This window comes from Schaalia cardiffensis, assembly GCF_016405145.1.
Classification (GTDB): Bacteria; Actinomycetota; Actinomycetes; order Actinomycetales; family Actinomycetaceae; genus Pauljensenia; species Pauljensenia cardiffensis.
The window spans coordinates 195,061-208,146 of record NZ_JAEKIA010000003.1 but is presented as its reverse complement, the minus strand read 5'-3'; the positions used below and the strand labels follow the sequence as shown (position 1 = coordinate 208,146).

Sequence of the window (13,086 nt, the reverse complement as noted above, 5' to 3'; positions counted from 1 at the left end):
AAACCCCGATCAGACCAACACATTCTGTCCACCCTCATAGTTGGCCGCCACCAACTAAAACCCAGACCTTCCCGCACCAGCACAACGAAAAGTCCCAGTCAGACCAACACGAGGTGTCCTTTAACCCCGGGCTTCCGTTTTCCTTGGAATCCCGGGGGTTTCGGTGGCGGTAGCGCTGGGATTTGAACCCAGGGTGGCTGTGACACCACACAGCATTTCGAGTGCTGCACCTTCGGCCGCTCGGACACGCTACCAGTGCAAAAAAGTATAGCCCGACTCAGGCTGGCGCTGGCAACTCATCATGGCACTGTGCGATCCGTTCCACATGAGCACGCACTAGCGAAAATGGGGGTAACAGCTTCAATTGGTGTCATCGATGAGCGTCTTGCGGTGTTCGATCTGGGCATCAGTAGGCATGACTTGTGAGCTGCTCTTCTAAGGAACGACTCCTCAGCGCAAGGCCACTCCCCGACGAGGAGGAATACCGGGCATACCGAGCGAGACAGGCTGAACGCGTTCAAATCCCTCAGCTCCAGACCCAGCCCCGCTGCAAGAGCGCGCGCCCTCGCCCTCAGCGCCCGCAGAATTACCACAAGCAGAACTGCCACACGCACACGCGCCAAGAGGAAGCCCCTCAGCCCCGAACCCTTCTTCGGACTCAAAGTCGATGCCCCGCAATTCGAGCACCTCAGACTCCTCACCACTGTCCTTCCGCCGTTCGATCGCGGTAGAGAGCATGAGCTTGATGCGGTTGAGCTGATTAACCTCGGAAGCGCCCGGATCGTAATCGACGGCGACGATATTCGCCTCCGGGTAGCGGCTGCGCAGAGCGCGGAACATGCCCTTGCCGACGATGTGGTTCGGCAAACAGGCGAAAGGCTGGACGCAGATGATGTTCGGACAACCGTGCTCGATCATGTCGACCATCTCAGCGGTCAGGTACCAGCCCTCACCGGCCTGATTGCCGAGCCTGGCGATGTCCTGGGAACGCGCCGCCATGTCATGAACATCCCTGGGGACCTCGAACTTCTCCTTAGTCTTCGCGAAAGCCTTGCGCATGGGGCGCTCGTACTGCTTCATCGCCCATAGCGCGATGGGCATGAGGCGATTGCCACGGCCCTCGATGCCGAGATTCTCACGATCCCACTGCGAAGTCGCCGCCGAATTGTGGAAGAACTGCATGAGGCCCGGCAACACGGCCTCGCAGCCCTCGGCCTCGATCACATCGACGGCGTGGTTATTCGCATCCGGGTGGAACTTCACGAGGATCTCGCCGACGAGGCCGACCCTGGGCTTGCGTTCAATGTCGCGTAGTTCGAGAGCGTCGAACTCGCGCACGCATTCGGCGATGAGCTTCGAGTAAGAGAGGCGCTTGCCGAAAGTCGCGGAGCGGCCCGTCGAGAACCACTCCGTGCAGATCGCATTCCACCGCTCGTAGAGAGCCATCGCCGAGCCGGGCACAGCCTCGTAGGGGCGTACGCGCAAAAGCATCGCCTGAATCGCATCCCCCACGACAATCGCCTGGAGGGTCTTGTGGATCATCGGCATGGTCATCGCGAAGCCGGGATTGTCCTCATAGCCCTGGACGGACACGGCGATGACGGGGACCTGCGGGTAGCCGGCATCGCGCAAGCCCTTGCGCAGCAGGGAGGCGTAGTTCGTCGCACGGCACATGCCACCCGTTTGTGTGATGGCGACAGCGGTCTTATCCGGGTCGGAGCGCCCTGAGACGAACTCGTCGAGGAGCTGGCCGATGACGACGATCGCCGGATAGCAGGAGTCGTTATTGACGAATTTCAGTCCCGTCTCCATCGTCTCCCGGTTCGTATGCTCAAGCAGGCGCACATTGAGGCCCGCTCTGCGCAGCACCGGCATGACGAGTCGGAACTGGATGGGCGCCATCTGCGGGGCGAGAATCTCGTAGCCTTCTTCGCGCATTTTCTCGGTGAAGACCGCGCGCTCGACCATGTGCCCTGCGGCGATTTGGGCCCGCTCTTCAGCGGCAGCCTTCTCCGAGGGGTCAACGAAGCTCGTGTCAATGGTCGCCGAAGACTCGGCGCGCTCGGCAACCGCCGCATCGAGAGAGCGCAAACGGATTTTCGCAGCCCCCAGGTTGGAGACCTCGTCGATCTTCAACACCGTGTGGATGTCGCCGCGGCTTTCCAAGATCTCCTGGACCTGGTCGGCGGTGATGGCATCGAGACCACAGCCGAAGGAGTTGAGTTGGACGAGTTGGAGGTCCGGCTCGTCGCCGACGCGGGCAGCTGCCTCGTAGAGGCGCGAGTGGTAGGACCACTGGTCGCGCACGCGCAAGGGCCGTTCGAGGCGTCCATCGGCGACGGAGTCCTCGGTGAGCACTCCCATGCCCAGGCCGACGATGACCTCGGGGATCCCGTGGTTGATCTCCGGGTCGAGGTGGTAGGGCCGCCCCGCAAGGACGATGCCTCTCACCCCGTGCTCGCGCATCCACGCGATTGATTCGGTGCCTTTGTCCTTGATCTCGCGTTTCACGGCGGCGTCCTCGTCCCATGCCGCATCCAGGGCGGCGCGCATCTCCTCGACGCTGATGTCGTAGCCGAACTCTTTGAACGCCTTGGACAGGTGGGCGGGAAGGTAGTCGCGATTGGCGAGGTTGACGAAGGGGCTGATGAACTTCACGCCCTCCTCTGAGAGGCGCTCCATGTTGTTACGGATGACCTCGGGATAGGTGGCGACGACCGGGCAGTTGAAGTGGTTGTCCGCGCCCTCGATCTTCTGCTCGAAATCGACGCAGGGGTAGAAGATCGTCGTGATCCCCTTGTCGAGCAGGGATTCGATGTGCCCGTGGACGAGTTTGGCCGGGTAGCACACGTTCTCCGAGGGAATCGACTCCATGCCCGCTTCGAAGAGCTCATGGTTCGAGCGGCCCGAGATCATGACGCGAAACCCCAGTTCACTGAGCATTGTGAACCAAAAGGGGTAGTTCTCGTACATGCCGAGCACGCGCGGCACTCCGATATCGCCCCGGTGGGCCTTGTCCTCAGTGAGGCGCCGGTAGCCGAAGATCCTCTTGTACTTCCAGTCATACATGTTCGGCAGCGCGGACTTCTTGGGGACCCTTTCGAGGGAGGCGCCACGCTCGCAGCGGTTGCCGGACACGTGGCGCTCCCCGTTGGAGAAGGTGGAGATCGTCATCTGGCAGTGGTTCTGGCACAAGCGGCAGGTCTTGCGGCTCGTCTCGACGGAAAAGGACTCGAGGTCCTCGATCGTCGCCAAGCAGGACTCCCCTTCGCCCTCGTCGTGCATGCGGGCAGTGAGGGCCGCCCCGTAGGCGCCCATGAGGCCGGCGATATCGGGGCGGATGACCTCGCGGCCGGTGAGAAGTTCGAAGGCGCGCAGGACGGAGTCGTTGAGGAAGGTGCCGCCTTGCACGACGACGCGCTCACCGAGGTCGGAGGGGTCCTTGAGTTTGATGACCTTATACAGGGCGTTGCGCACAACCGAATAGGACAGGCCTGCGGAGATATCGCGGACATCCGCACCTTCCTTTTGGGCCTGCTTGACGGAAGAGTTCATGAACACGGTGCAGCGGGTCCCCAGGTCGACGGGCGAAGTGGACTCCATCGCTGCGCTCGCGAAGGAGCGCACATCGGTGCCCATCGTCTCAGCGAATGTTTGCAGGAAGGACCCACAGCCGGAGGAGCAGGCTTCGTTGACGCTGATCGAGTCGACAGCCCGGTCGCGGATGCGCAGATACTTCATGTCCTGGCCGCCGATGTCGATGACGGAGGTGACGCCGGGTGCGATGTGTTCGGCGGCCCTGAAGTGCGCCATGGTCTCGATCTCGCCCTCATCCATTGTCAGGGCGGTGGCGACCAGGCCTTCTCCATATCCGGTGGCACAGCTCCTCCCGATGATGGCGCCCTCGGGCAGTTCGCTGCGCACGCGCTTGACGATGTCAACGGCGGCAGCCAGGGGGTCTCCCTCGTTGGAGGCGTAGTGGGTGAAGACGATCCGCTCCTGTTCGTCAATGAGGACCGCTTTGATGGTGGTGGAGCCTGCGTCCACGCCGAGCCAGCAGCGTCCCTTCGCCTCGTCAATGCGCGCTTTGGGGATTGTTTCCTTTGCATGGCGGGCGCGGAACTCTTCGCGTTCGGCCTCAGTGGCAAAAAGGGGACGCATTCGCGCGGATTCTGCGGCGATGGTGGCGGTGGCGAGAGTGTCGACGAGTTCGGAGACGAGCCGGGCGTCCTCGCCCCTGTCTTTCGGGTCGGGGGAGGTGAGGGCGCGGCGCTGCTCACGTTCAGCGAGGAGGGCGGCGCCGATCGCGACGTAGAGCTGCGCGTTCTCGGGAGCGACGAAAGCCTTGGCCTTCGGGAGGAGTTCTTCGTAGGCGCGGCGCAGTTCGGGCAGGAAGTGGAGGGGGCCGCCGAGGAACATGACGGTGCCGCGAATGGGGCGCCCGCAGGCGAGGCCGGCAATGGTTTGGGTGGCGACCGCCGCGAAGATCGAGGCTGCGAGGTCCTCGTGGGCGGCCCCCTGGTTGATGAGGGGTTGGATGTCGGATTTCGCGAAGACGCCGCAGCGTGAGGCGATCGGGTAGAGCTGCGTGTGCTTCGCTGCGAGCTCGTTGAGACCGGAGGCGTCGGTTTTGAGTAGGGTCGCCATCTGATCGATGAATGCGCCGGTACCGCCCGCGCAGGTGCCGTTCATGCGTTGCTCGGGGGTCGGGTGGAGGTAGGTGAGTTTGGCGTCTTCCCCGCCGAGTTCGATGACGACGTCGACTTCGGGGTGAAGGCGCCGGGTCGATTCCGTGCCGGCGATGACTTCCTGGACGAAGGGGATTCCCATGGCGCTCGCAGTTGCCAGGCCGCCGGAGCCGGTGATTGCGGCGTGGACTTCGAGGCCGGGGTAGGACTCGGCGATGTCGGAGAGGAGGCGGGCGAGTTCGGCGCGTACATCGGCGTTGTGGCGCCGGTAGTCGGCGAAGAGGATTGTCTCGCCGTCGAGGACGACCGCTTTGACGGTGGTCGAGCCGACGTCGATCCCGAGATAGCAGGGATGCTCGGGCGTCGGCACGTGGCGCGTGGCCTGAGGCTGTTTCATCGTTTTCCCTCCGGTATTTTCCTCACTTTAGAAACTAGGAGGATTCGAAAAAATTTCCAACATGAGGAAATTAGAATCGGCGAGCAAGGAGCCCCTCCGCCTCAGGCGCTCAATCCTGCGCTTCTCACCCTCCCTCAACGAGGACGACAAGCGCGCCAAGAGTCGGGAGTGTTGAAAACCAGCCAAGGAAATACGAGGCATCGACATGACGAAAATCCTTTCGGGAGCCTGGGGAACTTCCACCAAAAAGAGCCTTCGAGCAGACGCACAAGGCGATTCGAGGGGGACTCAGGAGCGCCCTGGCGAGGAAGAGCCCACACCACCGACGCCCGCTACGCCACCGAGGCTCAGGAGGGCTCGGGGGAGGAAAAGAAGTTGAGCGGAATCGACGCGGGCCCGAAAGACGAGGAACACCCAGGAGGCGAGGCCGCGCCTGCCCGCCGACATCGGGGCCCCTCTGCGGCGCGCGGCGAAGTCAAGGATCGGATCCGAATCGCCGCGCGCGCAGAGTTCATCGAACACGGCTACGACGGCGCGACCATCCGAGCCATCGCCCGGCGAGCTCAGTGCGACTCCGGCCTCGTGTCCTATTACTTCGGATCGAAGCAAAAGCTGTTCCGCGCCTGCATGGATCTTCCCCTCGACCCTGCGGCCGAAGCGATCCGCCTCCTCTCAGACGGTCCCGAAGGGGCAGCGCGCAGAGTCCTCAATTATGCGGTTCACCTCTACGAGGAGACCCTCACCGCTGACACCTTCTTCGCCCTCATGCGCGCCCTCATGACGGACGCCGCCACGAGCCGCCGCTTCCAGACCTACATCCGCACAGAAATCATCGACACCCTCGGAGCTTTCCTCGGAGCCGAAGAGGACTTCGGGGAACAGCTCGGACTGGCGCTGGGCACGATCTACGGGATTGCTTCGATGCGCTACATCGTGAAACTCGAGCCCTTGGCCTCCATGCCGAGCGAACGTTTCATCGACCTGCTCGAACCGATTCTCCAAGAACGGGTCGACGCTTTCATGGGTGCGAGCGCTCCTCGCTGAACGGGAGAGACCGCTGCTCGCTGAACGGGAGAGACACAGAGGCTTGAAGTGTGTGCTCAGCCTCTCCGCCCGACTTGCTCTCACTGAAGGATAGAGACACGGGAGCGCTGAACGGGGAGGGACATAGCTGCGCTGAGCGGCAGGGGCGGGGCATCAGGCCTGAGCGATCATCCACCTCCTCGCCGAAACAGCAGGAATCCAGAACCGGGAAAGCAGCCTCAGGAGCGGGAAAGGGGAACCACCCGCACCTGTATCGCCTTAATCGCGCACCAGACCTCATCACCGATCGACAAAGCGAGCTCAGCCCATGCCGCAGCCGTCAGACGCGCCATAATCGCAGCACCATCAAGGTCGACCCGAACGGAAAGCACACCCTTGGAGTCCTCCACGGAGAGGACTTGACCTCTTAGGACCGTGCGCGGCGACCCCTCTACTGCTTCACGTGACAGGGCAACAGCATCCGGGGAGAACAGAAGAGCGACCGGCGCACCCTCGACAATGCCTTTCAGTTCCAGGGCCCCTCTTCTCGTGGAAGTGAAGCACTCACCCGTCAATTCCAGCCCCTCAGCACAGCCAGCACAAGCGGTGAGCAGGCCCGCTTTCACATCCACGGACACCATCCCAGAAGCAGGATCAGGGATGAGAGCCTCACCCGTGACGACATTGAGGCCCGCGAGGCGAGCAGCGAAAAGCGATGTCGGCTCTGCGACGATCCGCGCTGGCTCTCCAGACTCAACGATCCGGCCATCCTCAATGACGAGGAGCCTCGAGGCGAGGGCGAGAGTCTCCACAAGGTCATGAGTAATGAGCAAAACGGTGATCCGCTCACCCGCGAGGCGCCGAGCAACGACAGCGGCGACGCGGGCGGAGGCCTCAACATCGAGGGAGGCCGTCGGCTCATCAAGGATGAGGACATCCGGGTCGAACACGAGGGCTCGCGCGATCGCAACCCTCGCGGCCTGTCCACCGGAGAGAGCATCGGCGCGCCGATCGGCGAAGCCCTCAAGGCCGACTGCGCGCAACTGCTCGAGCGCCGCCGCCTTCGCTTCTTTCTTCGGGACATGGCGCGCAACAAGGGGGAAAGCCACGTTATCGAGCACGGACATCCACCCGAAGAGGCAAGGACGCTGACTGACGAGGGCGACCGCGCGTTTACGTGCCGGAACGAAAACACCCTCCCCGTTCACGAGGGTACGACCAATACGGGCTTCGCCCTCGTCGAGGAGGATCGAACCTGAGATGACGCCCGCGAGGGTTGATTTGCCCGAACCATTGGGACCCATGACAGCGGTGACCATCCCGGCGGGCAGAACACAATCGACATCCCAGCCGCGCACTGCGATCCGTCCGCGCACCGCAACCTCAAGCGGGTCAAGTCGGGCCAGAGCCCCGTCCTCGCCAATCGCAGAGGCGGAGGCTGAAGCGGGAGCGCCAGAAGACCCGCCGAACACACAGTCACCCCCCACAGCGTCGAGGGAGTCCTCCTCTGAGGGGATCGGAGCGGGACGACGAACTCCGATCGTCTCCGTCACGCCCACAACGAGGGCCGCAGCGAAGAGGAGCACCATCCCCAGTGCGAGGGCGAGATCCGTATCGGATTCGCGGGCGAGATAGATCTGGAGGGGCAGGGTCCGTGTCACACCCTGGAGGGAGCCTGCAAAAGTCAGGGTCGCTCCGAACTCGCCCAGACATCGGGCGAGTGCGAGCGCTGAACCTCGTGCAAGACCGGGTACGACCTGCGGGAGGGTGACAGAGAAGAGAACACGAGTCGGAGAGGCCCCAAGAGAGGCGGCCATCTCCTCAAGCCCTTCAGGTCGGGTGCGCAGGGCCGCTTCAAGAGTGACGATGAGGAAGGGCAGGGAGACGAATACCTGCGCCATGACGACCGCGACCCAGGAAAAGGCGATCGACACTCCGAAGGATTCGAGGAAAGAGCCAATGAGGCCGCGACGCCCGAAAGCCGCGATGAGCGCCATGCCAGCGACGACCGGGGGCAAAGACAGCGGCAGGGCGACGAGAATCCTCGCCGTGCCGACGCCCCGCCACGTCCTCGACAGGAGGATCGCGGCGGGGACGCCGAAGAGGAGATCAAGTGCGAGCGCGACCAGCGCAGTCTTCACAGACAGAGCAAGAGCCGCGAGGGCAGCCTCGGTTGTCAAAAGCTCAGGCAAACGCCCCCACGGAACCCTCATTCCCATAAGGACGAGGGGCACAACAAGGTAAGCGAATGCGAGTGCCCCGAGCCCCCCGATCCATGCGGGGATCGGAGAGATGACTGGCGCGCTCTTCCTCCTCATCGAACGGCGGCTGCGGTAAATCCGGCGTTGGAGAGGACCTTCTGTCCATCGGCGGACAAGACGAGGTCAACCCATTCCTGCGCGAGCTCGCTGTGCGTCGTGTTGGCTGCGACTGCGATCGGGTAGGTGTTCACAGCCTGATCCGCGCCCTGGATGTCGATGGTCTCAACCTTCGCGCCTTCGGCAAGAGCGTCGGTGCGGTAGACGATGCCCGCATCGGCTTCACCCGAAGCGACCTTGCCGCGCACATCGGTCACGGCCTGTTCTTCGGAGACTGGGTGGAGTTCGACGCCAAGAGCGGCGGTGAGCTTGCCCGTGAGTTTGCCGCAGGGAACCTCGGGGGCGCAGATCACGAGCTTGACATTGTCGAGGGAGGAGTCGAGGCCGGTGACGCCCGCAGGGTTGCCCGGAGGGGTGATGAGGGTGAGGGTGTTCTTCGCGAAGACCGAAGGCTCGGCGACGAGATCCTGCTCTTTCGCCTTGTCCATCGTCGACTCGTTCGCGGTCGCGAGGACGTCGGCACCACCATTGGCGGCCATTTGCGCAACGAGGTCCTGAGAGCCGGCGAGGTTGAGGACGACATCGACATTCGGGTGGGCGGCTTCGAAGGTCTTTTCGAGTTCGCCGAAGGTCTCGGTGAGGGAGGCTGCGGCGAAGACGTTGAGGACAACCTCCTCAGCCTTCGATTCGGCTGCGGGAGCGGACTGGTCGAGGGCGGCATTGTTCGAACCCGACTGCGCACAGCCCGCGAGCGCGAGGCCGCATGCGGCGAGTGCGGAAAGGAGGGGGAGACGTCGCATGGTTTCACTCCACATCTTTATCAAGGGTTGATGGCCGCTTTATTCTAGGTGACGGCAAAACAAAGTGCTAGTGAGCTGAGGCAGCGCTCCAATCCCCTTACACTCTTCGCATGTCACAGCATATTTCAGTCATTTCTTATCCTCATAGATTCCCCACCCTCTCAATTCCTCTGATGTCACCATCCCCTTCCTCATCCACCTCAGGAGCCCACCCTCAGCCCCTTCCTCGATTGATACCATTTCTCCTTTAAGGATCCTCTTTTTCAACCGAAAGAAGCGCATCATGCCTCAGCCAGCAGCTCTCGAAACAGCTTCCCTCCGCGCCCACTTCATCGTCTTCTCCGATAGGGTCCTCAACGGCTCGAAGGAGGATCACGCCACCCCCGCCTGCGCACAAGCCCTTGAAGCCGCCGGAATCACGGACACCACCACGACGGTGGTTCCCGAACAGCGCGAGGCCCTCTACTCCGAGATCCGCTCCGCCCTCGCCTCCGGCGCGCGCCTCGTCCTCGTCCTGGGCGGTTCAGGCTTCGGAGTCGGAAATGTCGCTCCCGAAGTCGTCCGGGAACTCATCGAGGTCGAAATCCCCGGCATCGCAGAGCAGATCCGATCCCACGGGCTGAAATCCACCCCCCTCTCGGGCCTGTCCCGCGAGGTCGTCGGCGTGACGGCCCGCGACTCCTCCGGCGCTCTCCTCGTCGCCTCACCCGGATCAAAAGGCGGGGCTCTCGACACCCTGGCAGTTCTCATCCCCCTCCTTCCCGCGATCTACCATCAGCTCGACGAGGAGCGCTGAGCCCCAATGGGCAACCGGATCGACACGCAAGAGCGGCTCATCGCGGCGACCCGTCACATCATCATCGAAGAGGGGATGGAGGCGACCTCCCTCGAGCACATCTGCAAGACGGCAGGCTTCACGCGAGGCGCCTTCTACTCGAATTTCGCGTCGAAAGATTCCCTCTTGGCGGCGCTCGCCGAGGACGAGTACACCGGACTCATCGAGCGTCTTCGCCTCACGATCGATCATTGGGCCTCGAGTTCCTCCTTCGTCGAGGAGGACGGGGTCGAGGCCTCCGGCGAGCTCCTCATCGAGAATCTCCTCTTCGAGGCGCTTGATGCGATCGGCACGAACCGCGAGCTGCACCTACTGCACACTGAGCTTCTCCTCCGCTCGATCCGGGACCCCGAGTGGGCGGAGCGCTTCCTCGACATCAACCTTGAATTCGTTGACGAGTTGGGGCGCTCACTCGAGTGGATCCTTCAGGCCGCAGGACGTGAACTCACCCATCCGCTTCGCGCTTTGACGCATTCGGTCATCGGCGTCGTCATGAGGGCTTCGGGTGTTGCGGCGTGGCGCGAGTCGATGCGCGCGCTCAGACTCCAAGAAAGGACGACGAAGTTCGCTTCTTCACCAGCCGATTCGATTCCGGCCTCGTCCCTTCACCATGTTCAGGCCTCGGCTCAGAACGTGGAGCTCTCCCAGGGGCTGCGGAGCGAGGGCGAGGACTCCTCCCGAAATTCAGGGGCTCGGGAAATCCTCGAAACCGTCCTCCATCTCCTCTACGCCTCCTCTCGTCCCAGGCAGGAGCGGTGAATACCAACACGCGGGAAACACGGGCCTGCGACTGAGCAGAAAGCCCACGAAACCGACAGTGCCCCCCAGGTCGGCGTCCTCACTTGCACATGCCGACACGTACAGTAGAGCCCATGACGGAAGCAGCACTCAGGATCGACTCGGGCATCGATCCCCTTGAGCAGGTTTCCCTATACCCACGACTGCGATACATGGGGTCGAAGTATCGGCTTCTTCCCGCTCTTGCGGATGTTTTCACCCAGCTCAATGCCTCGACTGCAATCGACCCCTTCTCCGGCTCGGGCGTCGTCTCCTACTTGCTGAAATCGCTGGGCTACTCAGTGACTTCAAGCGACTACTTGCATTTCCCCGTCACCCTCACAAGCGCAGCATGCGTCAATCAGAACGACACTCTTTCCGATCAGGAGATCACAATGATCTCCTCGGGAGTCAACCGCGATCGAAGAGACTTCATCTCTCGCACATACGAGGGTCGTTTCTTCACCTCCGAAGATCTGCGCTTCCTCGACTCCGCCTGGTCCCACATCGATTGCCTGCCCTCTGCGAAGAAAGACTTGGCGATCTCGGCCCTGGTTCTTGCGGCAGCACGAAAGCAGCCGCGAGGCATCTTCACAGTCACCGGCCTCCGCTATGACGATGGACGCCCCCAACTCCACACCCCCTTGCGCGAACAGTTCATCACCTGCGCTCATGACTGGAATCGCGCCGTTTTCTCAGCACGCCCCTGTCATTCATTCCAAAGCGACGCCCTGAGCGCAGCTGGACATGCGGATGTCGTCTACCTCGATCCCCCTTACGCTCCCCCCAGGGATGACAACGACTACATCAAGCGCTATTGGTTCCTCGAAGGACTGTCTGACTACTGGCAGAACGGAACCGCCGCGATCATGGAGAACACTCGAACCCACAAACTCGAGAAGCGTCCGACGGCATTCGGCTCCAAACTGACAATCACCGCTGCTCTTGCCGAGCTTTTCGACCAGTTCTCCGATTCGACACTCGTTCTGTCCTACGGGTCGAACGCCGTACCTGATCTCCGCACACTCATCAGCATCATGACGGACACGAAAGGCTCCAAGCCGGAGGTTTTAACGATCCCCCACCGGTATCACATGGGAACCCACCAGAACGCCAACCGGCGTGAGGCCGTCGAGTACATCCTCATCGGCGATTGAAGGGAAGAACGACAGTGGACCCCATCCCCTTCGACACATATGTCTCGTCACTCAGTCGGCTTTCCAGCTGGTCGGACCCAACGCACGCCACTGCCCAGAGCACCCAGATCGCGGCGGCAGTCGCTTCCCTTGAAGAATTGCCCGTGATCGATCGGGATTCTCTCAGTCAGTGGATCCACACCCACCCGAATGATGCGGGCATCCTTGCTCTCATTGTCGGGCTGAGCAGAGAGAAACTGAAGAATCAGGTCCGGCATTGGTTCGGCGTGGGATCCCCTTCCAAAGTCGCGCGCGAAAAGCCGAAGGAGCTGGTCGATTCCTTTGATCAGGATTTCGATCTCATCAGGCTTGTCAACAGCCAACTCAGAAGAACGTATACCTTCGCCGATATTCTCAACGCCAGGGCGACAACGAGGCATTCCGCCGTCCAGGCCGGTGAGTCCGGGCGCAGAGTCGAAGACCAGATCGAAGCCATTGCAGGGGATCTGTCTCTTCCCTACGAGGTGCGCACCCGTTTCGAGGGGAGAACTGGTCGCAGCGCCCCAGCCGATCTCGCAGTCCCCGGTGGCGGACGCGGCTGTGTCATCGCTGTTGCTGCAAAAGCTTTCGACTCCACAGGATCCAAGCTCACTGATGCTGTGCGTGAAATCGAAGAAATGGCGGATGCCCGAACAGGCAATCAGATCGTGCTTGCCGTCGTTGACGGCATCGGATGGAAGGGCCGTTTAGCGGATCTCCGTCGGATCTGGTCACTGTGGGAGAGCGGCGAAATAGATGGGCTTTTCACGATGAACACCCTCGAGGAGTTTTGCCAGGACCTCGACGATTACGCAAGAATCCGCATGATCAAGCGTTGCCCCCGCGGCCTCGAGGCCTCGGGCAACTGAATCCCCGACCCGAACCACGCGCTCTCAGGCTCGGGTCCACTCAATCCGGTCCTGCGAGCGCCCGGGCGCAGGCTTTCCGAAGACGGGCGCAGGCCCTCCGAAGAGGACACCAGCCCCTTCACAGAGGAAACCCGCGTAGCCCCTGTCGCACGGGATTCTACGAAGAGAAGCCGCGTCTTCCGCCAGCTTGCAAGGATGAACACC

The 13,086-nt window shown here is 62.2% G+C and carries 8 protein-coding genes and 1 tRNA gene; 5 read left to right on the top strand and 4 right to left on the bottom strand.

Going from position 1 to position 13,086, the window contains the following annotated elements; genetic code table 11:
- Positions 1-164: 164 nt before the first annotated feature.
- Together JFX23_RS03140 and JFX23_RS03135 are read right to left on the bottom strand one after the other, a co-directional pair.
- Positions 165-254: transfer RNA gene (locus JFX23_RS03140), tRNA-Ser, on the bottom strand.
- A 196-nt stretch (positions 255-450) separates the two neighbouring features.
- Positions 451-5,085 (bottom strand): acyl-CoA dehydratase activase-related protein, encoded by a 4,635-nt coding sequence (locus JFX23_RS03135; protein ID WP_198775673.1) that lies wholly within the window; start codon positions 5,083-5,085, stop codon positions 451-453.
- 375 nt (positions 5,086-5,460) lie between these two features.
- On the opposite strand from JFX23_RS03135, the gene JFX23_RS03130 reads away from it, so the two are divergent.
- A complete protein-coding gene (locus JFX23_RS03130; RefSeq protein ID WP_233050518.1) occupies positions 5,461-6,129 on the top strand; it encodes a TetR/AcrR family transcriptional regulator in 669 nt (222 codons plus the stop codon).
- A 218-nt stretch (positions 6,130-6,347) separates the two neighbouring features.
- Here JFX23_RS03130 and modB read toward each other — a convergent pair whose 3' ends face one another.
- Both modB and modA read right to left on the bottom strand, forming a co-directional pair.
- Entirely contained in the window at positions 6,348-8,426 is a 2,079-nt protein-coding gene (gene modB, locus JFX23_RS03125; RefSeq protein ID WP_198775672.1) for a molybdate ABC transporter permease subunit, read from the bottom strand.
- Positions 8,423-9,226, bottom strand: coding sequence for a molybdate ABC transporter substrate-binding protein (modA, locus tag JFX23_RS03120; protein WP_198775671.1), 804 nt, complete (start codon positions 9,224-9,226; stop codon positions 8,423-8,425). Before modA ends, modB begins: the two co-directional genes overlap by 4 nt.
- Positions 9,227-9,509: 283 nt before the next feature.
- On the opposite strand from modA, the gene JFX23_RS03115 reads away from it, so the two are divergent.
- The 4 genes from JFX23_RS03115 (at position 9,510) to JFX23_RS03100 (ending at position 12,882) form a co-directional block, all read left to right on the top strand.
- Positions 9,510-10,022 carry a molybdopterin-binding protein gene (locus tag JFX23_RS03115; RefSeq protein ID WP_198775670.1) on the top strand — a complete coding sequence of 171 codons (513 nt, stop codon included), beginning with the start codon at positions 9,510-9,512 and terminating at the stop codon, positions 10,020-10,022.
- A gap of 6 nt (positions 10,023-10,028) precedes the next feature.
- A complete protein-coding gene (locus JFX23_RS03110) occupies positions 10,029-10,820 on the top strand; it encodes a TetR/AcrR family transcriptional regulator (protein WP_198775669.1) in 792 nt (263 codons plus the stop codon).
- Between the two features lie 113 nt (positions 10,821-10,933).
- On the top strand, positions 10,934-11,995 hold the full coding sequence (locus tag JFX23_RS03105) for a DNA adenine methylase (RefSeq protein WP_198775668.1): 1,062 nt from the start codon (positions 10,934-10,936) through the stop codon (positions 11,993-11,995).
- Positions 11,996-12,138: 143 nt separating this feature from the next.
- Positions 12,139-12,882 carry a hypothetical protein gene (locus tag JFX23_RS03100; protein WP_332874665.1) on the top strand — a complete coding sequence of 248 codons (744 nt, stop codon included), beginning with the start codon at positions 12,139-12,141 and terminating at the stop codon, positions 12,880-12,882.
- Positions 12,883-13,086: the final 204 nt, after the last annotated feature.

What these genes read in the sequence shown, in the direction of transcription:
- JFX23_RS03135 (WP_198775673.1), bottom strand. Translation starts at nt 5,085, where the DNA reads ATGAAACAGCCTCAGGCCACGCGCCACGTGCCGACGCCCGAGCATCCC.
- modB (WP_198775672.1), bottom strand. Translation starts at nt 8,426, where the DNA reads ATGAGGAGGAAGAGCGCGCCAGTCATCTCTCCGATCCCCGCATGGATC.
- JFX23_RS03115 (WP_198775670.1), top strand. Translation starts at nt 9,510, where the DNA reads ATGCCTCAGCCAGCAGCTCTCGAAACAGCTTCCCTCCGCGCCCACTTC.
- JFX23_RS03105 (WP_198775668.1), top strand. Translation starts at nt 10,934, where the DNA reads ATGACGGAAGCAGCACTCAGGATCGACTCGGGCATCGATCCCCTTGAG.
- modA (WP_198775671.1), bottom strand. Translation starts at nt 9,226, where the DNA reads ATGCGACGTCTCCCCCTCCTTTCCGCACTCGCCGCATGCGGCCTCGCG.
- JFX23_RS03110 (WP_198775669.1), top strand. Translation starts at nt 10,029, where the DNA reads ATGGGCAACCGGATCGACACGCAAGAGCGGCTCATCGCGGCGACCCGT.